The 19209-nt window shown below is 69.8% G+C and carries 20 protein-coding genes; 13 read left to right on the top strand and 7 right to left on the bottom strand.

What is annotated here, in order from left to right; genetic code table 11:
- Positions 1-58 precede the first annotated feature (58 nt).
- Positions 59-544 carry a CarD family transcriptional regulator gene (locus D0Z08_RS29095; RefSeq protein ID WP_109692364.1) on the bottom strand — a complete coding sequence of 162 codons (486 nt, stop codon included), beginning with the start codon at positions 542-544 and terminating at the stop codon, positions 59-61.
- A gap of 212 nt (positions 545-756) precedes the next feature.
- On the opposite strand from D0Z08_RS29095, the gene D0Z08_RS29090 reads away from it, so the two are divergent.
- The 3 genes from D0Z08_RS29090 (at position 757) to D0Z08_RS29080 (ending at position 3223) form a co-directional block, all read left to right on the top strand.
- Entirely contained in the window at positions 757-1716 is a 960-nt protein-coding gene (locus D0Z08_RS29090; RefSeq protein WP_118928784.1) for a UbiA family prenyltransferase, read from the top strand.
- A gap of 113 nt (positions 1717-1829) precedes the next feature.
- Positions 1830-2459: a copper chaperone PCu(A)C gene (locus tag D0Z08_RS29085; protein ID WP_118928783.1), complete on the top strand. Its 630-nt coding sequence runs from the start codon at positions 1830-1832 to the stop codon at positions 2457-2459.
- A gap of 17 nt (positions 2460-2476) precedes the next feature.
- Entirely contained in the window at positions 2477-3223 is a 747-nt protein-coding gene (locus D0Z08_RS29080; protein ID WP_118928782.1) for a phosphoglyceromutase, read from the top strand.
- Between the two features lie 6 nt (positions 3224-3229).
- Here D0Z08_RS29080 and phoU read toward each other — a convergent pair whose 3' ends face one another.
- Positions 3230-3889 carry a phosphate signaling complex protein PhoU gene (gene phoU / locus D0Z08_RS29075; protein ID WP_118928804.1) on the bottom strand — a complete coding sequence of 220 codons (660 nt, stop codon included), beginning with the start codon at positions 3887-3889 and terminating at the stop codon, positions 3230-3232.
- A gap of 123 nt (positions 3890-4012) precedes the next feature.
- Between phoU and D0Z08_RS29070 the strand changes: the two genes are divergently transcribed.
- The 5 genes from D0Z08_RS29070 to D0Z08_RS29050 all read left to right on the top strand — a co-directional run bounded on the left by D0Z08_RS29070 (position 4013) and on the right by D0Z08_RS29050 (position 7817).
- A complete protein-coding gene (locus D0Z08_RS29070) occupies positions 4013-5233 on the top strand; it encodes a sensor histidine kinase (RefSeq protein WP_118928781.1) in 1221 nt (406 codons plus the stop codon).
- A complete protein-coding gene (locus tag D0Z08_RS29065; RefSeq protein WP_118928780.1) occupies positions 5230-5907 on the top strand; it encodes a response regulator transcription factor in 678 nt (225 codons plus the stop codon). The genes D0Z08_RS29070 and D0Z08_RS29065 overlap by 4 nt, the downstream gene beginning before the upstream one ends.
- Positions 5908-6069: 162 nt before the next feature.
- Positions 6070-6993: a DMT family transporter gene (locus D0Z08_RS29060; RefSeq protein WP_118928779.1), complete on the top strand. Its 924-nt coding sequence runs from the start codon at positions 6070-6072 to the stop codon at positions 6991-6993.
- A 78-nt stretch (positions 6994-7071) separates the two neighbouring features.
- Positions 7072-7464: a trypsin-like serine peptidase gene (locus tag D0Z08_RS29055; protein WP_118928778.1), complete on the top strand. Its 393-nt coding sequence runs from the start codon at positions 7072-7074 to the stop codon at positions 7462-7464.
- On the top strand, positions 7446-7817 hold the full coding sequence (locus tag D0Z08_RS29050; RefSeq protein ID WP_118928777.1) for a trypsin-like serine peptidase: 372 nt from the start codon (positions 7446-7448) through the stop codon (positions 7815-7817). The genes D0Z08_RS29055 and D0Z08_RS29050 overlap by 19 nt, the downstream gene beginning before the upstream one ends.
- 26 nt (positions 7818-7843) lie before the next feature.
- Here D0Z08_RS29050 and D0Z08_RS29045 read toward each other — a convergent pair whose 3' ends face one another.
- The 4 genes from D0Z08_RS29045 to D0Z08_RS29030 all read right to left on the bottom strand — a co-directional run bounded on the left by D0Z08_RS29045 (position 7844) and on the right by D0Z08_RS29030 (position 11125).
- The gene (locus D0Z08_RS29045) at positions 7844-8377 is read right to left on the bottom strand and encodes a type III secretion system chaperone family protein (RefSeq protein ID WP_118928776.1); all 534 of its coding nucleotides are present in this window, start codon (positions 8375-8377) and stop codon (positions 7844-7846) included.
- Between the two features lie 5 nt (positions 8378-8382).
- Positions 8383-9645 (bottom strand): D-inositol-3-phosphate glycosyltransferase, encoded by a 1263-nt coding sequence (mshA, locus tag D0Z08_RS29040; RefSeq protein WP_245994622.1) that lies wholly within the window; start codon positions 9643-9645, stop codon positions 8383-8385.
- 78 nt (positions 9646-9723) lie between these two features.
- The gene (locus tag D0Z08_RS29035) at positions 9724-10212 is read right to left on the bottom strand and encodes a hypothetical protein (RefSeq protein ID WP_147381577.1); all 489 of its coding nucleotides are present in this window, start codon (positions 10210-10212) and stop codon (positions 9724-9726) included.
- 223 nt (positions 10213-10435) lie between these two features.
- Complete coding sequence (locus D0Z08_RS29030; RefSeq protein WP_118928774.1) at positions 10436-11125, bottom strand: aspartate/glutamate racemase family protein; 690 nt, start codon at positions 11123-11125, stop codon at positions 10436-10438.
- A gap of 80 nt (positions 11126-11205) precedes the next feature.
- On the opposite strand from D0Z08_RS29030, the gene typA reads away from it, so the two are divergent.
- Positions 11206-13110 carry a translational GTPase TypA gene (gene typA, locus D0Z08_RS29025; RefSeq protein ID WP_220454433.1) on the top strand — a complete coding sequence of 635 codons (1905 nt, stop codon included), beginning with the start codon at positions 11206-11208 and terminating at the stop codon, positions 13108-13110.
- Between the two features lie 11 nt (positions 13111-13121).
- On the opposite strand, the gene D0Z08_RS29020 is transcribed toward typA, so the two are convergent.
- On the bottom strand, positions 13122-14237 hold the full coding sequence (locus tag D0Z08_RS29020) for an ABC transporter ATP-binding protein (protein ID WP_118928773.1): 1116 nt from the start codon (positions 14235-14237) through the stop codon (positions 13122-13124).
- 270 nt (positions 14238-14507) lie between these two features.
- Between D0Z08_RS29020 and D0Z08_RS29015 the strand changes: the two genes are divergently transcribed.
- From D0Z08_RS29015 to D0Z08_RS32800, 4 genes are all read left to right on the top strand, one after another.
- Positions 14508-15827 (top strand): ABC transporter substrate-binding protein, encoded by a 1320-nt coding sequence (locus D0Z08_RS29015; RefSeq protein WP_245994620.1) that lies wholly within the window; start codon positions 14508-14510, stop codon positions 15825-15827.
- A complete protein-coding gene (locus tag D0Z08_RS29010) occupies positions 15824-16807 on the top strand; it encodes a carbohydrate ABC transporter permease (protein WP_118928771.1) in 984 nt (327 codons plus the stop codon). The genes D0Z08_RS29015 and D0Z08_RS29010 overlap by 4 nt, the downstream gene beginning before the upstream one ends.
- A gap of 64 nt (positions 16808-16871) precedes the next feature.
- Complete coding sequence (locus D0Z08_RS29005; RefSeq protein ID WP_118928770.1) at positions 16872-17696, top strand: carbohydrate ABC transporter permease; 825 nt, start codon at positions 16872-16874, stop codon at positions 17694-17696.
- Positions 17693-19204 carry a glycoside hydrolase family 1 protein gene (locus D0Z08_RS32800; RefSeq protein WP_118928769.1) on the top strand — a complete coding sequence of 504 codons (1512 nt, stop codon included), beginning with the start codon at positions 17693-17695 and terminating at the stop codon, positions 19202-19204. The genes D0Z08_RS29005 and D0Z08_RS32800 overlap by 4 nt, the downstream gene beginning before the upstream one ends.
- Positions 19205-19209: the final 5 nt, after the last annotated feature.

Genomic DNA, 19209 nt, shown 5'->3' with positions numbered 1-19209 from the left:
CCGACGAAAACAGACGATGCCCCCGCCCTGGCGGACGGAGGCATCGTGAGTGATCGAATCAGCTGGCGAGGACCTCGTCGAGGATGGTCTCTGCCTTGTCCTCGTTGGTGTGCTCGGCCAGGGCCAGCTCGGAGACCAGGATCTGCCGCGCCTTGGCGAGCATCCGCTTCTCGCCGGCGGACAGGCCACGGTCACGCTCGCGGCGCCACAGGTCGCGGACGACCTCGGCAACCTTCATGACGTCGCCGCTGTGCAGCTTCTCCAGGTTGGCCTTGTAACGGCGCGACCAGTTGGTGGGCTCCTCGACGTGCTCGGCACGAAGAACACCGAACACGCGGTCCAGTCCCTCCTTGTCGACGACGTCGCGAACTCCGACCAGATCCAGGTTGCAGGCAGGGACCCGAACAACCAGATCCTGCTGGGCTACGATCCGAAGTACGAGGTACTGCCGTTCCTCTCCCTTGATCGTCCGCATCTCGATGTCCTCGATGACAGCGGCCCCGTGATTGGGATAAACGACCGTTTCGCCGACGGTGAAAGTCATATGTGATGAACCCCTTCCTAGGCGGCTATCTTACCACGACTCAGGTTCTCCTCAGAAAGCGTTTGCGCAGGTCAGGGGCGTAATCGAGGTCTTGACAGACGCCCACTCGTGTGGTGGGCAACCTCACAGCAGCCGGGTCGCCGGGCGAATCGGGGAACGACACTCGGCCCGACCGCCTGCACGGCGCGGGCCCGTGGTCAATACTGCTCGCCATGGGAGTGGACCGCGACGAGGGCGCGCCCGAGCACGTCGACGAGGACGTCGAGGCCGAGGAGACGGCCGACAAGACGGCCGACGTCGACGTCGCTGACGAGCCGCTCGACGGCACGGCCGACGAGGACGACGTCGAGGACTTAGACGCCGCCGCCGCGGACTACGAGGAGTACGACGAGGACGGCGAGCCTGTCGCGGACGGGTCCGTCGAGGACGGCGACGAGCAGCGCCCGTCCCGCGGCTTCTTCGCCTCGCTGCAGTGGACCCCGCTGCTCCTGCTCCAGGCCGCCCACGCCAAGCAGGCGATCGTCACCGCGCTCGCGATGGGCGGGGTCGCGGCCCTGGCCGGCCGTCCTGCCAAGGAGTCGGCGGTCGTGCTCCTGACCGTGCTGGTCGGCCAGACCATCCTCGGCTGGCACAACGACATCGTCGACCGCGAGCGCGACGCGGCCCACCGCACGCCCGGCAAGCCGATCGGCGACGGCCGCCTGGATCCCGGCGCCGCCTGGTACGCGATCGTCGTCGCCGCCCTGATCCTGGTGCCCCTGTCGATCACCACCGGCATCACCGCCGGCGCGATCTACCTGGTGTCCCTCTGCGTCGGCCTGCTCGGCAACGTCATCCTGCGCACCGGCTTCCTCTCGTGGGTCACCTGGGCGATCTCGTTCGGCATGCTCCCGGCGTACCTCTCCTACGGCGGCTGGGGTGGCCAGGCCGTCGGCGATCCCCCGGAGACGGCGATCACCGTCCTCGCCGCGCTGCTCGGCATCGGCGTGCACTTCACGCGTGCCGTCTGGGGTCTGGTGGCCGACCACGAGGACGGCTGGACCTACCTGCCGCTCAAGCTCGGTCTCAAGCTGGGCGCGACCCGCCTGCTGATGCTCTCGAGCCTCTACACGATCGTCATCGTCGTGCTGCTCGCGTTCTTCGGCGCCAAGGTCGGCCTGTCGGAGTCCTGAGGGCACGGTGGACGGACCGCCCGGCCCGCCCGGCGCCGGAGGCACTAGAGTGACCCCGCTCCTCGCGAGCGCCCCTTTTCCGTGACCACCGATCACCTGCGGAGGCCCGCCGAATGCTCCAACGACGCCCGACCGCGACTCTCGTCGCGGTGCTGCTGCCCCTGGGTGCCGCGCTGACGTCCTGCGGCTTCGACTACCCGACCGATCGGGTCAACACCATCGCCGCCGGCGTCAACAACCGCGAGGCGGACGTCGACGTGCTCGGTGCGCGGGTGCTCGCCTCGGCCGACGGACACGGCCGGCTCATCGGCACGCTGGTCTACAACGACAACGACAACGACGCCGACGCGCCGGCCACGCTCACCGGGATCGAGGGCGAGGGCGACACCGTGCAGGTGGACGGCAAGCTCCCCAGGATCGAGGTCGCGCCCAACAAGGGCATCAACCTCGCGAGCGACAGCGTCGAGCCGATCCTCCTCACGGGCGACTTCACCGCCGGAGACTTCGTCTCGCTCACCTACGCCTTCTCCACCACCGAGGTCGTCACCCTCGAGGTGCCCGTGGTGAAGGCGTGCGGCCAGTACGCCGACATCGAGGTCCCCGGCGGCGAGGCGGCCGCCGAGGAGGGCGAGGAGTCGCACGCTGCCGAGGAGACCGACGCAGAGGCGCACGACGAGGGGACCGACGCCACCTATCTCTGCGACCACGCCACCGAGGCCCCCGAGGAGGAGGGCGGGCACTGAGCCCGCACCACCGATCCATGACCCACACGCTGATCCTGCTCCGCCACGGCGAGAGCGAGTGGAACGCGAAGAACCTGTTCACCGGCTGGGTCGACGTGGCCCTCACCGAGAAGGGCCGCGCCGAGGCGGTCCGAGGTGGCGAGCAGCTCGCCGCTGCCGGCCTGCTGCCGACCGTGCTGCACACCAGCCTCCAGCGCCGCGCGATCAACACCGCGACCCTGGCGCTCGACGCCGCCGACCGGCACTGGATCCCCGTCCGGCGGTCGTGGCGCCTCAACGAGCGCCACTACGGCGCATTGCAGGGCAAGGACAAGAAGCAGACCCTCGACGAGTACGGCGAGGAGCAGTTCATGCTCTGGCGCCGCTCGTTCGACGTACCCCCGCCGGCCCTCGCCGACGACGACGAGTTCTCGCAGGTGGGTGACCCGCGCTACGCCGACCTCGGCGACGAGATGCCGCGCACCGAGTGCCTCAAGGACGTCATCGCCCGGCTGCTCCCCTACTGGGACGGCGGCATCGTCCCCGACCTGCGCGCCGGGCACACGGTGCTGGTCGCCGCGCACGGCAACAGCCTGCGCGGGATCGTGAAGCACCTCGACCAGATCAGCGACGCCGACATCGCCGGCCTGAACATCCCGACCGGCATGCCCCTGGTCTACGAGCTCGACGAGGACACCCTCGAGCCGGTCACCAAGGGCGGCACGTACCTCGACCCGGAGGCCGCCGCGGCCGCTGCCGCAGCGGTTGCCAACCAGGGCCGCTGACGCGCCTTACTGCTCGGCGAGCGCGGCCGGGTTGTGGCCGGTGACCACGAAGATCACCCGGTTGGCGATCGACACCGCGTGGTCGGCGATCCGCTCGTAGTAGCGGCCGAGCAGGGCGATGTCGACGGCGGCCTCGACCCCGTGGCTCCAGTCGTCGGAGAGCAGCTCGGAGAAGCTGCGGCGGCGCAGGCCGTCCATCTCCTCGTCGTCCTTGCCGAGCGCGATGGCGGCCTCGACGTCGCGGCTGATGATCACGTCGCACACGCGGGACACCATGTCCTCGGCGACGGTGGCCATCTGCTCGATCGTCGGCCGGACGTCGTCCGGCACCGCGATGTCGGGCACCCGCAGCCGGGCGACCTTCGCGACGTGGACCGAGAGGTCACCCATCCGCTCGAGCTCGCTCACCATCCGCAGCGCGGCGACGATCGTGCGCAGGTCGCCGGCGACCGGCTGCTGCAGTGAGAGCAGGCTGAACCCGGACTCCTCGACCCGCTCGCGGGCCCGGTCGATCTCGATGTCCTCGCTGATCACCCGCTCGGCAAGGGCGGAGTCACCGGTCATCAGGGCTTGGGTTGCGAGCCCGACCGCGACCTGGACGCGCCGGCAGATTCCGCCGAGGTCGTCGAAGATCGAGTCGAGCTGGTCGTGGTAGGCCTCGCGCATGTCTTCAGGGTAGATCGGCCAGTTGTCCGATCGGGGGATCACGGTGAACGGGCAGTGAACTTCTCAGTTGTCCGGGGTCCGCGATTCGCAGTCGGCACGGCGCGTCGCCGTACCATCGAAACTGTGGATCCGACGACGCAGGCCCTCCTGGCCGGGGTGCTCGGTTCCCTCGTGGCGGGCGGAGCGGTGCTCGCCTGGCAGATCTCGGACCGTCAGCAGCACCGGCGGCCGCCCGCGGAGGAGCCCCTGGTGCCGCCCGGGGTCGCCACCGTGCTCTCCGTGCTGCGCAGCAGCGCGGTCGTCGTCGACGACCATGACGTCGTCGTCAAGGCGTCCGCCCCGGCGTTCGCCATGGGGTTCGTCCGGGGCTCCAGCCTGGTTTCCGAGGAGCTCAGCACCTTGGTCCGCGAGGTACGACGCGACGGGCAGATCCGGGAGACCGAGCTGATCGTCAACCGGCAGTCGGGACCGCCGCGCAACGTGAGCGCCCGGGTCGCGCCGCTGGGTTCCCGGCTGGTCCTCGCCCTCGTGGAGGACCGCACCCGTGAGCGGCGGGTCGAGGCCGTCCGGCGGGATTTCGTGGCCAACGTGTCGCACGAGCTGAAGACGCCCGTGGGCGCCATCAAGCTGCTGGCCGAGGCGGTGCAGGACGCGTCCGAGGACCCGGAGGCCGTGCACCGGTTCGCCAACCGGATGCTGACCGAGAGCGACCGGCTGGCCCACCTGGTCCAGCAGGTCATCGAGCTCTCCCGCCTCCAGGGCGACGAGCCGCTCGAGTCGCCGGAGCCGGTCGAGCTCGACGAGGTCACCACGGTGGCCGTCGACACCAGCGCGATGGATGCCGGCGCGAAGGACATCAAGGTGCTGGTCGAGGGTCAGCCCGGCATCACCGTCCTCGGCAACGAGGAGCAGGTCACCGCCGCCGTCGCCAACCTGGTCGCGAACGCCGTCCACTACTCCGAGCCCGGCTCGAAGGTCCTGGTCACGACCAGGATCGTCGACGGGTACGTCGAGATCTCGGTGGTCGACCAGGGCATCGGCATCCCCAAGGACGAGATCGACCGGATCTTCGAGCGGTTCTACCGCGTCGACCCGGCCCGCCACCGCTCGACGGGCGGCACCGGGCTCGGCCTGTCGATCGTGAAGCACGTCGCCGCCACCCATGGTGGCGACGTACGCGTGTGGTCGGTGGAGGGGCAGGGGTCGACGTTCACCCTCACCCTCCCCCACCATGCGGCGTACGACGAGGAGCTGTCCATGCTCCCCGTCGCCGAGACGGTCCCCGTGCTGGCGCACACCGCCGGCGATGCGGACCGCCCAGATGATCAGGAGGAACGCCCGTGACACGGGTACTCGTCGTCGAAGACGAAGAGAGCTACAGCGACGCCCTCGCCTACATGCTCCGCAAGGAAGGCTTCGAGGTGGCGATCGCTGCCGACGGCAACGCGGCGCTCATCGAGTTCGACCGCAACGGCGCGGACATCGTGCTGCTGGACCTGATGCTCCCGGGCATCCCCGGCACCGAGGTGTGCCGCACCATCCGGCAGACGTCGAACGTGCCGATCATCGTCGTCAGCGCCAAGGACGACGAGGTCGACAAGGTGGTCGCGCTCGAGCTCGGCGCCGACGACTACGTCACCAAGCCGTACTCCCCCCGCGAGCTGGTCGCCCGGATCCGCGCCGTCCAGCGCCGTGGCCACGAGCCCGACCTGCTCCCCGACACCCTCGAGGCCGGACCGGTCCGGATGGACGTCGAGCGGCACGTGGTGACGGTCGACGGCGAGGAGCAGCGCCTCCCGCTCAAGGAGTTCGAGCTCCTCGAGATGTTCCTGCGCAACCCGGGCAGGGTGCTCACCCGTGGTCAGCTCATCGACCGGGTCTGGGGCTCCGACTACGTCGGCGACACCAAGACCCTCGACGTCCACGTGAAGCGGCTGCGCGCCAAGCTCGAGCCCGAGCCGAGCGAGCCCAAGTACCTCGTCACCGTGCGCGGCCTGGGCTACAAGCTCGACGTCTGAGTCGCGCTGAAGGGCCGAATTGGGGGTACTCCCTGACGATTCTGTCGTTGTTCCTGCTGTACGACGACAGGAACGTCAGGGACTATCCGCCTGGCGGCAAGTCGCGGTGAGGTGACCGAAAACCGCGCGACGGATGTCAGTGGTGGGCCGTAGCGTCGTCGCGTGCAGTCCCGCCCGGTGCTCCCTGTCCTCGCCGTCGCCACCACCCTGGTCTTCTGGGCCTCGGCGTTCGTCGCGATCCGCCACCTCGCCGACGACTTCTCCGCCGGGCCACTGACGCTGGCCCGGATCGGCGTGGCGGCGGTCGCGCTGACGTTCCTGGCGCTGCGCCACGGACTGCCGCGACCGAGCCGGCGCCAGTGGGTGTCGATCGTGGTCATCGGGATCCTGTGGTTCTCGATCTACCACCTCGCGCTCAACCAGGGCGAGGTGTGGGTGGACGCCGGCACGGCAGCGATGCTGCTGCAGGTCTCCCCGGTCCTCGTGGCCGTGCTCGCGGTGTCGTTCCTCGGCGAGCGGTTCACCGCGCCGTTGGTCATCGGCCTGCTCGTCGCCTTCGCCGGCGTCGCCCTGATCGGGTTGTCCGGCAACGGTGACAGCGACGTCGACTCCGGCAAGATGCTGCTCGGTGCCCTGCTCTGCGTGGTGTCCGCGGTGACCTACTCGGTGAGCCTCGTGCTGCAGAAGCCGTTGCTCACCGACCTCTCAGCCGTCCACGTCACCTGGCTGGCGTGCATCGTCGGCTCGCTGACCTGCCTGCCGTTCGCCCCGTCGCTGGTGGCCGAGGCGGCCGACGCACCCGTTTCGTCCGTGCTCTGGCTGGTCTACCTCGGCGTCTTCCCCACGGCGGTCGCCTTCACGACGTACGCCTACGCGCTGCGGCACATGACCGCTTCCTCGCTCGGCATCACGACCTACCTGGTGCCGCCGCTGACGATCGTCATGGCCCTGGTCTTCCTCGGCGAGACGCCGCCGCCCGTGGCGTACGTCGGAGGCGTGCTCGCGCTCGTCGGCGTGGCCATCGCCCGCCGCAGCCCTGCGCAGCGCACGGCGGCTGCAGCAGCGACGGAGCCCGCCCCCGCGTGACGAAGGTCCGCCGGCGGCAGAAAAAGGGATCTCGACTTCACGCGCTCCCGGATCACGCCCCGGAGCGCCAACACTGCGGTGCCGTACCGGACGACGGGCAAGCTCTTCGGCACCGAGCCCGGCGTGGGCGACTTCCAGTGCTCCACCAGTGTCGTCGACTGGCGCGTGGTCATCACCGCGGCCCACTGCGTCCACAGCGGCGACGCGCCCCACACCAACTTCACCTTCATCCCGGGCTACGACGGCGCCCAGACGACGCTTGCCAAGCAGCGGCCGTTCGGCACCTGGACCTGGCGCTCGATCCACGTCCCGACCAGCTGGGACACGACCGACGGCGCACTGCCCAACGCCACGGACTTCGCAGCCATGGTCTTCCGCGACCGGACCATCAGCGGCACCCCGACGAAGCTCGCCACTGTGGCCGGACAGTACGGCTTCAGCCTTAACCACCTGTGTTCGACAACCACGTGACGATCCTCGGCTACCCGTGCAACTTCGACACCTGCGACATCATGCAGCGCGTTGACTCCAGCGACCATCGGCTGCCCCCGGGCTTCGACGCGTCCGCCAACGCCTACGAGTACGGCTCCGACATGACCGGTGGCTCGAGCGGCGGCCCCTGGCTCGAGAACTTCGGCACCGGTGCTGCGCCCCAAGGCTCGTGGAACCTCCGCAACCGGGGTCGTCGCCGTGACGTCCTACGGCTACATCGGCGGTGGATCCACACTACTGGTCCAGGGTGCGTCCCAGCTCGACTCGAGGTGGACCACCGTCTACAACAGCGCCTGCGCGTTGGCGGCCGGCAACTGCTGATCGCTCCCTGAAGCAGGGGCGGGGTCGTGACCTCTGGTCACGGCCCCGCTTCTGCCTCGGCCGTGGCGGACTCGCCGGACCTGTCGGGGCCCTCGAGCCAGCCGCGGAACGCCTCGAGGTTGCGCGTCGACTCGCCCCGCGAGATGCGCCACTCCCACTCCTTGCGGATCGACGTCTCGAAGCCCAGCTCGAGGATGCTGTTGAAGGACTCGTCGGAGTAGGTCAGCACCGACCCGAGCAGCCGGTCCAGCTCGTCGGGGTTGACCATCGACAGCGGCAGCCGGGCATCGAGGTAGATGTCGCCGTGGTGGTCGAGCCCGAACGCGACGGCGTACATCCGCATGTTCCGCTCGAGCAGCCAGCGGTAGACCCGCTCGAACTCCTCGTCCGGGCGGCGACACACGAACGCGTGCACCCCGAGGGCGTGCGGCCCGATGTCGAGGCGGACCGGCGTCTGCTGCTTGCGCTCACCGGGGAGGGAGAAGGTGAAGATCCCCGGCTCGGGCTCGTCGTACTCGATCTCGGACTCGGCGAGATGCTGCCGTACGACGTCGGCGGGCTGCTGGTCCACAGCGCTCAGCCTGCCACGGCCTCCCGCATGAACGAATCCGCCCGCTCGTAGACCGCGAGGGTCTGGGCCGCGGTGGCGTCCCAGGAGAACAACCGTGCCTGCTCGACAGCACCGGCGGCGAGCCGGTTGCGGTAGGCCGGGTCGAGGACGACGGGCTCGAGCGCGCGGGCCCAGTCGACAGGGTCGTGGGTGTCGACCAGGAGGCCGCTGCGGCCATGGCGCACCACGGTGGTCAGGCCCCCGACCGCCGCGGCGACGACCGGGGCGCCGGACGCCTGCGCCTCGACGGCGACCAGGCCGAACGACTCGTTGTAGGACGGTACGGCGACGAGCGTGGCCGCGGAGTACCAGCCCGCGAGATCGTGCTGGGGCACCGGCGGGACGAACCGCACCACGTCGGCGATGCCGAGCTCCTCGGCGAGGTTGGCCAGTGCCGTCGGACGCTCGAGCCCGCTGCCCGACGGGCCGCCCACGATCGGAACGACCAACCGGCGACGGAGCTCGGGTCGCAGCCGCAGCAGCTCGGCCGTCGCCTGGAGCAGCACGTCGGGTGCCTTGAGCGGCTGGATGCGGCCGGCGAACAGGAGCACCAGGGCATCGGCCGAGATGCCGCGGGCCGCGCGGGCGGCCGCCTGGTCCTGCGGCCGGAAGACCGTCGTGTCGACACCGGGATGGACGACCTCGACCCGCGCGGGCTCGGCGTCGTACAGGTTGATCAGCTGCTTCGCCTCGAGGTCGGTGTTGGCCAGGAGCACGTCGGCTGCCTCGACGACCTGCTCCTCCCCGATCACGCGGGCGGCCGGCTCGGGCTTGTCGCCCTCCGCGAGTGCTTCGTTCTTGACCTTCGCCATGGTGTGCATCGAGTGCACGAGCGGGACGCCCCAGCGGTCGCGGGCGAGCGCGCCGACCTGGCCGGACAGCCAGTAGTGGGAGTGGACGACGTCGTAGTGGCCGAGCGGCTGGGCCGCCTCGGCCCGCAGCACCTCGCGCGCGAACACGCACAGCTGCCCCGGCAGCTCGTCCTTGGTCAGTCCCTCGAACGGACCGGCGTGCACGTTGGTGACCTGCACGCCGTCGGCGAGCGGCACGACCGGGTCGAGAAGGCTGCTGGTCGCCCGGGTGAAGATGTCGACCTCGATCCCGCGGGCGGCGAGCCGGCGCGCGACCTCGACGACGTAGACGTTCATGCCGCCGGCGTCGCCCGTGCCGGGCTGGTCGAGGGGCGAGGTGTGCAGGCTGATCATCGCCATCCGGCGGATGTCCGTCATGCACGTCTCCTGGGCAGGTCGAGGTCTGGCCTGAAGCAGACAACCGACGGACGAGCCCGGGCATTCCCGAGCAGGCGGCTACGACCCTTCCGGCCGGGTCTCCAGTCCAACGCGGTGCAGCGCGATGGTGCCGACATCGACGGCGGTGCCGTCCTCGACCTCGACCCAGGAGGCCGCCTCGACCTCGCCGGTCCCGCCGAGGAACTGCGGCTCGACCCAGACCTGCCGGTCCGGCGCCGGGGTGAGGCACTGCGCAACGTAGATGGTGTAGCGACCATCGGCGAGGCCGTCCACGGTCCAGCGAGCAGCGACCGGTTGCCCCGGGATCGGCTCCAGACTGGCCCCGCCCTCGCCGTACACGCCGCCGGAGTCGTCGATGAGCACGACGCAGATGTCGGACCGGTCGAGGTCCGCCGCATCGCTGGGCCAGGAGACGGTCGCGGCCAGGGATCCACCGGGCTCGCCGCGCGCCCCGGTCTCGTCGACCGGATCGATGACGGCGTCCGCCAGCCCGAGGGTCCGCTGCACGTCGGGGTCGCCGTGCGGCGCGATCGCTGCCACCACCATGGCGCCCAGGATCAGTCCGAATCCGAGAACGAGTCGATGCCGTCGCCCGAGCTGCATCGCTACCTCCCCTGGCCGCGGCGCCGGGTCCCCTTTCGGCGCCGCCTACCAAGAGTTGACCACGCCAGCGGGCCGGACACGACGCGATCGCGCGCCGTGCTACCGCATCCGACAACGGGGGCGCGTATTCACATCCCCGAGACCACGGGGTTTCCGCGACAAAGTGTCACGCGACGGCGCGGTCGAGAGCGGCCGCGACGTGCAGCGTCGTACACGGGAAGACCGGCAGGTCGGAGTCGGCCTGCTTCACCAGCAGCTCGAGCTCGGAGCACCCGAGGATCACTCCTCCGGCGCCGGCGTCCCACAGCTCGTCGATGAGGGAGACGACGTACTTCCGGGAGTCGTCGACGATCTTCCCGTGCACCAGCTCGTCGTAGATGATCCGGTTGAGCTCGTCGTGGTGGCTCGGGTCCGGGACCAGCACCTCCAGCCCGTGGCTGGCGATGCGGTCGGTGAAGAAGGTCCGGGACATCGCGAACCTGGTGCCCAGCAGGGCCACCGCCTCGACGCCCTCCACGCGGCACGCCTCGGCGACCACGTCGCCCAGGTGGACCAGCGGGATCGACACCGCGTCCTGCACCTGCTCGGCGACCCGGTGGAACGTGGTCGTGCAGAGCAGCAGGAAGTCGGCACCCGCTCGCTCGACAGCGAGCGCCGCATCGCGCAGGACCGCCGCGACGCCGTCCCAGTCCTCGGCCTCCTGCAGCTCCGTCACCTCGGCGAAGTCGACCGATGCCATGAGCGTCTTCGCCGAGTGGAAGCCGCCCAGCCTCGCCTCGACACCACGATTCAGCAGGTCGTAGTAAGCCGCGCTGCTCTCCCAGCTCATGCCACCGACGAGTCCGATCGTCTCCATCCGCGCAGCCTAACGCCCACGGCCGCCGGCGGGGTCGCGGATGCGGCCGGAAAGACCGCCCGCCGATAGGCTGACCCCTCGTGCCCCTGCTCAAGCGAACCGATCTCCGTAACGTCGCCATCGTGGCCCACGTCGACCACGGCAAGACCACTCTGGTCGACGCGATGCTCCACCAGGCGGGAGCGTTCACCGCGCACCAGGCCGAGGGCGTCGCCGAGCGGGTCATGGACTCCGGCGACCTCGAGCGGGAGAAGGGGATCACGATCCTCGCGAAGAACACCGCGGTGCACTACCGCGGTCCCTCCGCGCAGGAGCTCGCCAACGGCGACATGACGATCAACATCATCGACACCCCCGGCCACGCCGACTTCGGCGGCGAGGTCGAGCGCGGCCTGTCGATGGTCGACGGCATCGTGCTCCTCGTCGACGCCTCCGAGGGCCCGCTCCCGCAGACCCGGTTCGTGCTGCGCAAGGCGCTCAACGCCGACATGCCGGTGATCCTCGTCGTCAACAAGACCGACCGCAGCGACGCGCGGATCGACGAGGTCGTCGACGAGACCTACGAGCTGTTCATGGACCTGCTCGACGAGAACCACAGCCAGGACGCCCTGGACTTCCCCGTGGTGTTCGCCTCCGGCAAGGCCGGCATCGCGTCGCTGGAGAAGCCTGAGAACGGGACCCTTCCCGCCGGCAGCGACCTCGAGCCGCTCTTTCGCACGATCCTCGAGAACATCCCCGCTCCCGAGTACGACGACGCCGCTCCCCTGCAGGCGCACGTGACGAACCTCGACGCCTCCCCGTTCCTCGGCCGCCTCGCGCTGCTGCGGATCAAGCACGGCAACCTGAAGAAGGGCCAGCAGGTCGCGTGGATGCGCCGCGACGGCGAGGTCAAGAACGTCAAGATCACCGAGCTGCTCGTCACCGAGGGCCTCGAGCGCAAGCCCGGCGAGAGCGCCGGGCCTGGTGACATCGTCGCCGTCGCCGGCATCCCCGACATCACCATCGGCGAGACCCTGGCCGACCCCGACACCCCGGTCGCGCTGCCGCTGATCCACGTCGACGAGCCCGCGATCTCGATGACGATCGGCACCAACACCGGCCCGCTGGTCGGCAAGGGCGGCAAGGGCCACAAGGTCACCGCGCGCCTGGTCAAGGACCGTCTCGACGCCGAACTGGTCGGCAACGTGTCGCTGCGCGTGCTCCCGACCGAGCGACCCGACGCCTGGGAGGTGCAGGGGCGCGGCGAGCTGGCCCTCGCGATCCTCGTCGAGCAGATGCGTCGCGAAGGCTACGAGCTCACCGTCGGCAAGCCGCAGGTGGTCACCCGCGAGATCGACGGCAAGCTCCACGAGCCTTACGAGCGGCTGACCATCGACGCGCCGGAGGAGTTCCTCGGCACCATCACCGAGCTGCTCGCCAACCGGAAGGGCCGGATGGAGGGCATGACCAACCACGGCACCGGCTGGGTGCGGATGGACTTCATCGTCCCGGCCCGCGGCCTGATCGGCTTCCGCACCGACTTCCTCACCGAGACCCGTGGCACCGGCATCGCCCACCACATCTCCGAGGGCTACCACCCGTGGGCCGGCGAGATCCGGTCGCGCGCGTCCGGCTCACTGGTCGCCGACCGCACGGGCGCGGCGACGGCGTACGCCATGACCTCGCTGCAGGAGCGCGGCATCCTCTTTGTCGAACCTGCCACCGAGGTCTACGAGGGCATGATCGTCGGCGAGAACTCCCGCGCCGACGACATGGACGTCAACATCACCAAGGAGAAGCAGCAGACCAACATCCGGTCCGCGACCTCCGACAACTTCGAGAAGCTCATCCCGCCCCGGCGGCTCTCGCTCGAGCAGTGCCTGGAGTTCTGCCGCGAGGACGAGTGCGTCGAGATCACTCCCGAGACGGTGCGGATCCGCAAGGTCGTGCTCGACCAGAACGAGCGGGCGAAGATGGCGAGCCGGGCTCGGAAGGGCACGCGGTAGGGCGACGCCCCTCACTCAGCCCGGGACAGCCGCGCACCCGTCTCGGTGTCGAACACGTGGATCGCGCGTGGGTCGGCGACCAGGCGGATCTCCTGACCGGGCCGTAGCTGCTGACGACCTTCGACACGCGCGACGACCTGGGGCAGCACGTCGCCGGCCTGCTCGGTGACGGGGTCGATCCCGGCCGGCGTGGCGTAGACGAAGGCATCGGCGCCGAGCTCCTCGACAACCGCCACGGTGACCGGGTACCCGGTCTCTCCGGCGCCGGCCACCCGCCAGGACTCCGGCCGGATACCGAGCGTCACCGCTCCGGAGGACGCTGCGGAGGCGGTGCGGTCGATCGGGATCTCGATGCCGTCGACGACCGCCCGGCCGTCGCCGGCGGTCTTGGCCGCGAGGAGGTTCATCGCGGGCGAGCCGATGAAGCCGGCAACGAACAGGTTGGCCGGTCGGTCGTAGAGCGCGAGCGGGGTGTCGACCTGCTGGAGCACGCCGTCCTTCATGACCGCGACCCGGTCGCCCATCGTCATCGCCTCGACCTGGTCGTGGGTGACGTAGACGGTCGTCACGCCCAGCCGGCGCTGGAGCGCCGCGATCTGGGTGCGGGTCGAGACCCGGAGCTTGGCGTCGAGGTTGGAGAGCGGCTCGTCCATGCAGAAGACCTGGGGCTGGCGCACGATCGCGCGGCCCATCGCGACCCGCTGTCGCTGACCTCCCGAGAGCGCCTTCGGCTTGCGGTCGAGGACCTCCTCGAGGTCGAGCAGCCGCGCCGCATCGGCGACCCGTGCTCTCCGCTCGGCCTTGCTGAACCGCGCGATCTTGAGGGCGAACGCCATGTTCTCGGCCACGGTGAGGTGGGGATAGAGCGCGTAGTTCTGGAAGACCATCGCGATGTCGCGGTCCTTGGGCGCCACCTGCGTCACGTCGTGGTCGCCGATCCACACCGAGCCGGAGGTCACCTGCTCGAGTCCCGCGAGCATCCGCAGCGAGGTGGACTTCCCGCAGCCGGAGGGGCCGACCAGCACCATGAACTCGCCGTCCTCGATCGTCAGCTCGAGGTCGGAGACGGCAGGCCGCTGCATCCCGGGATAGACGTGCTCGGCGTGCTCGAACCGCACCTGCGCCATGGGGGTTCCTCTCCGGGCGGCTCACGGCCACCCCGCGGACTGCTGAGCAAGCACAGTACGACGAGCACCATCGACCCGTCTAGTGGAAGCGCTCTCACACTTTGACCGCGATCACGGACCGCCCAGAACGCCCCGCTTGAGCCGCGCCGTTGACAGACGGTGTGACCCATGTCATGGTAACCGACCAAGACATATGGAAGCGCTCTCACACCCTTCCACCCGCCTTGCCCCCATCTCGACGTTCCCTGAAGCACTACGGCAGGAGTCATCGTGCGCATCACCACCACCGGGCCGGGTCGCCGGCCACCCAGTCACCGGGGGCGCCTCGCACTTGGTGCCGTTGCCGCCCTCGTCCTCGGGCTGACCGCCGCCTGCGGCGACGACAGCGACCCCACCAAGTCCGCCGACCAGGAGGAGCTGGGCGAGGGCGAGTCGCTCACCATCACCACCTTCGGCGAGTTCGGCTACGACGAGCTCATCGCCCAGTGGAACGAGGAGCATCCCGAGCTCCAGGTCGAGCAGACCAAGGTCTCCCTGTGGGACGACTGGAAGAACGAGCTCAACACGCTGCTCCAGGCCAACGAGGGACTTCCCGACGTGGTGGCGATCGAGGGCGACTTCATGCCGGCTCTCGTCGCTGCTCCTGAGCGGTGGGTCGACCTCTCCAGCGACGAGGTCGACGGCCGCTGGCTCGAGTTCAAGTCCGCAGCGGCGACGACGTCCGACGGCGCGCTGCTCGGCTACGCGACCGACGCGGGCCCGGAGGCCATCTGCTACCGCGCCGACCTGTTCGAGGACGCGGGCCTCCCGACCGACCGGGCCGAGGTCGCCGCCCTGATGACCACCTGGGACGACTACTACGCCCTCGGCGAGGAGTTCGTCGCCGAGAGCGACGCCAAGTGGTACGACGCCTCGGGGTCGGTCGCACAGGCGATGCTCAACCAGGTCGAGTACCCGTTCGAGCAGGCCGACAACAGCGTCGACGTCGAGAACGACGACCTCCGTGCGGTCTACGACACCGTCACCGGCTACTCCGGCTCGCTGTCGACCGGCGTCTCGCAGTGGAGCGACGACTGGACCGCCGGCTTCCAGAACGACGGCTTCGCGACCATCCCGTGCCCGGGCTGGATGCGCAGCAACATCCGCGACAACACCGGCGACCCCGCCCCGAACGGCGTCGTCTGGGACGTCGCCGACGTCTTCCCCGGCGGTGCCGGCAACTGGGGCGGTTCCTACCTGTCCGTCCCGAAGTCCTCCGCACACCAGGAGCAGGCCAAGGAGTTCGCGGCCTGGATCACCGCGCCTGAGCAGCAGATCCAGATCTTCGAGCAGTACGGCAACTTCCCGTCGCAGGTCGCGGCGCTCGAGGACCCCGCCCTGCTCAGCTCCACCGACCCGTACTTCAACGCCGCTCCGGTGGGCGAGATCTTCTCGAACCGCGCGAGCGCCATCACGGTCCAGCCGTACCACGGCCCGCTCTACTCCGACATCCTGGGCAAGTTCCAGGAGGCGATCACCCGGGTCGACCAGGGTGGGGATCCGGAGGAGTCGTGGGAGACGTTCGTGACCGAGGTCGAAAGCCTGCAGTGAGCACCCGCCTCGATTCGCCCGCCGAGGCCGCGGCCGACGCGACCCCGGCGGGCAATCACGCCCGGCTCGTACGGCGGCGGCGGCTCTCCCGCTGGGACCTGCAACTGTCGCCGTACCTCTACATCTCGCCCTTCTTCATCCTGTTCGGCCTGGTCGGCCTGTTCCCGCTGATCTACACCGGCTACCTCTCCCTCCACGACTGGGACCGCCTCTACTACCAGCGCGGCGAGTACATCGGCCTGGAGAACTACCGGTTCGTCCTGACCGACCCGGTCTTCCTCAAGTCGCTTGTCAACACGTTCAGCATCTTCCTGATGTCCTCGGTGCCGCAGGTGATCGTCGCGGTCGCGGTGGCGGCGCTGCTCGACACCCACCTCCGCGGCCGGACCTTCTGGCGGATGAGCGTCCTGCTGCCGTTCGTCGTCGCGCCCACGGCAGCGGTGCTGATCTTCGGCAGCCTCTTCGCCGACAAGTACGGCGTCGTCAACGCGATCCTCGACGGCATCGGCCTCGAGCCGATCCGCTGGCACGTCGACCGCTGGTGGAGCCACTTCGCGATCGCCGGCATGGTCAACTGGCGCTGGACCGGCTACAACGCGCTCATCTTCCTCGCGGCGATGCAGGCCGTGCCACGGGACCTCTACGAGTCCGCGGCCCTCGACGGGGCCGGCCGGATCCGCCAGGTCTTCTCCGTCACCCTGCCGATGATCCGGCCGACGATGATCTTCGTGATCGTCACGAGCACGATCGGCGGCCTCCAGATCTTCACCGAGCCCCGGCTCTTCGACGACACCCCGCAGCGCGAGGGCGGACCGGACCACCAGTACATGACCTCCACGCTCTACATCTACGTGAAGGGGATCGAGGACCAGTTCTACGGCCGGGCCTCGGCCGCCGCGTGGGTGCTGTTCCTGATCATCGTCGGCATCGCCCTGCTCAACTTCGGGATCACCCGCCTCGTCACCCGGAGGCAGGCATGAAATCACCCCACGGTGTTCTTCTCCCCCGCTGCGCTCCTCCGAACAACACCGCGGGGACCCCGAAATGACGCGCCGACCCGGGTTCGTCGTCTACGGCCTGCTCGCAGCGTTCGTGATCGGCTCTGCCGTCCCGCTCTACTGGTCGTTCGTCATCGGCTCGCACACGAAGGAGGACGCCAACCAGATCCCGCCGCCGCTGGTGCCGGGCGGCAACTTCCTCGACAACGCCCGCCGGGTGCTCGACACCACCGACTTCTGGTCGGCGATGCTCAACAGCCTCATCGTCTCCAGCGCCTGCGCCGCGTCGGTCATGTTCGTCTCCACACTGGCCGGCTACGCCTTCGCCAAGCTCCGGTTCCGCGGCAGCAACGCGCTGATGGGCTTCGTCGTGATGACGATGGCCGTCCCGACCCAGCTCGCGATCGTCCCGCTGTTCATCCTGATGCGTGACTACGGCCTGCTCGACACCCTGGTCGCGGTCGCCCTGCCGACGCTGGTCACCGCGTTCGGTGTCTTCTTCATGCGGCAGTACCTCGTGGACGCGGTTCCCGACGAGCTGATCGAGGCTGCGCGGATGGATGGCTGCACGATGATCCGGACGTTCTGGACGGTCGCCGTACCCGCCGCCCGGCCGGCGATGGCGATCCTGTTCCTCTTCACGTTCATGACCGTCTGGACCGACTACATGTGGCCGCTGGTCGCCCTCCAGAAGACCGAGACCCTGCAGATCGCCCTCGACCGGCTGGCACTGACGGGGCAGGGGCAGACCACCGACTACGCCCTGGTCCTGGCCGGCGCGGGGATGGCCACCATCCCCCTCCTGATCCTGTTCGCCCTGTCCGGTCGCCAACTGGTTGCCGGCATCATGCAAGGAGCGGTCAAGGGATGACGACGACAGACGCCAGTACGACGACCGCCGCCGTCCAACGCGACGAGCTGCGGTTCCCGCCCGGCTTCCTCTGGGGAGCCGCCACGGCGTCGTACCAGATCGAGGGCGCCGTCGCCGACGACGGCCGCACCCCTTCGATCTGGGACACGTTCGCGCGGGTGCCCGGCGCCGTCGTCGGCGGTGACGTCGCCGACGTGGCGTGCGACCACTACCGCCGGATGCCCGGAGACGTCGACCTGATGGCGTCGCTGAACCTCGGCGCCTACCGGTTCTCCACGGCGTGGCCGAGAGTGCGCCCGGACGGCGGCGCGCCGAACCAGCCAGGGATCGACTTCTACGCGCGGCTGGTCGATCGGCTGCTCGAGGCCGGCATCACCCCCTGGGCCACGCTCTACCACTGGGACCTGCCCCAGGCCCTCGAGGACGCCGGCGGCTGGACCAACCGCGACACCGCCTACAGGTTCGCCGACTACGCGCTCACGCTCTACGACGCGCTCGGCGACCGGGTGCCGTACTGGACCACGATGAACGAGCCGTGGTGCTCGGCGTTCCTCGGCTACACCGGCGGCCAGCACGCACCCGGCCGCCAGGAGGGCGTCGCCGGCATCGTCGCCGCGCACCACCTGATGCTCGGCCACGGACTCGTCGTCGACGAGCTCCGCCGGCGTGACACCGGGGCCGACCTCGGCATCACCCTCAACCTCACCGTCGCCGAGCCGTTCGACCCGTCGGAGCCGGCGGATGTCGACGCGGCTCACCGCGTCGAGCACCTGTGGAACCGGATGTTCCTGGACCCCCTTCTCCGCGGGCAGTACGCCGACGAGCTGCACACGATCACCGCCGGGATGACCTGGCAGGGCAAGAGCTGGGAGGACCACGTGCTGGACGGGGACCTCGCGCTCATCGGCACGCCGCTCGACGTCCTGGGCGTGAACTACTACCACGGCGACGGCGCGTCGGGCCGTCCGCACGACGCGGCGAAGCTGCTGGGCTCCCGGATCGAGCACCCGACCCGGCCGATCAGGTCGCCGTTCCCGGGGGGCGAGGACCTGACGTTCCCCCGTCGCGGCTTTCCGGTGACGGGCCTGGACTGGGAGGTCCAGCCGGAGGGCCTGACCCGGCTGCTCGTCCGGCTGCACGAGGAGTACGACGTACCGCCCATGTTCATCACCGAGAACGGCGCGGCGTACGACGACGTGGTCGGCCCCGACGGCTCGGTCCACGACCCCGACCGGTGGGACTACATCCAGGCCCACCTGCGGGCCGTGCACGCGGCGCTGGCCGCGGGCGTGGACGTCCGTGGCTACTTCGCCTGGTCGCTCCTCGACAACTTCGAGTGGGCGTACGGCTACGGACAGCGGTTCGGGATCGTGCGCGTGGACTACGAGACCCAACTCCGGACGCCGAAGACGAGCGCGGTTCGCTACGGACAGGTCGCGGCGACGTCCGCCCTGCCTCCCCCGGAAGGCGGGGCCGGCAGCGCGGCCCCCGCCGGGAGCGACCGATAACGTGC

This window comes from Nocardioides immobilis (assembly GCF_003515065.1).
Taxonomy (GTDB): domain Bacteria; phylum Actinomycetota; class Actinomycetes; order Propionibacteriales; family Nocardioidaceae; genus Nocardioides; species Nocardioides immobilis.
Note: the sequence above shows the minus strand (reverse complement) of the source record. Positions and strands in the feature narration are given on the sequence as shown.

Coding starts and splice junctions, on each gene's coding strand:
- D0Z08_RS29095 (WP_109692364.1), bottom strand. CDS start 544: ATGACTTTCACCGTCGGCGAAACGGTCGTTTATCCCAATCACGGGGCC.
- D0Z08_RS29090 (WP_118928784.1), top strand. CDS start 757: ATGGGAGTGGACCGCGACGAGGGCGCGCCCGAGCACGTCGACGAGGAC.
- D0Z08_RS29085 (WP_118928783.1), top strand. CDS start 1,830: ATGCTCCAACGACGCCCGACCGCGACTCTCGTCGCGGTGCTGCTGCCC.
- D0Z08_RS29080 (WP_118928782.1), top strand. CDS start 2,477: ATGACCCACACGCTGATCCTGCTCCGCCACGGCGAGAGCGAGTGGAAC.
- phoU (WP_118928804.1), bottom strand. CDS start 3,889: ATGCGCGAGGCCTACCACGACCAGCTCGACTCGATCTTCGACGACCTC.
- mshA (WP_245994622.1), bottom strand. CDS start 9,645: ATGACGGACATCCGCCGGATGGCGATGATCAGCCTGCACACCTCGCCC.
- D0Z08_RS29035 (WP_147381577.1), bottom strand. CDS start 10,212: ATGGTGGTGGCAGCGATCGCGCCGCACGGCGACCCCGACGTGCAGCGG.
- D0Z08_RS29030 (WP_118928774.1), bottom strand. CDS start 11,125: ATGGAGACGATCGGACTCGTCGGTGGCATGAGCTGGGAGAGCAGCGCG.
- D0Z08_RS29020 (WP_118928773.1), bottom strand. CDS start 14,237: ATGGCGCAGGTGCGGTTCGAGCACGCCGAGCACGTCTATCCCGGGATG.
- D0Z08_RS29005 (WP_118928770.1), top strand. CDS start 16,872: ATGACGCGCCGACCCGGGTTCGTCGTCTACGGCCTGCTCGCAGCGTTC.
- D0Z08_RS32800 (WP_118928769.1), top strand. CDS start 17,693: ATGACGACGACAGACGCCAGTACGACGACCGCCGCCGTCCAACGCGAC.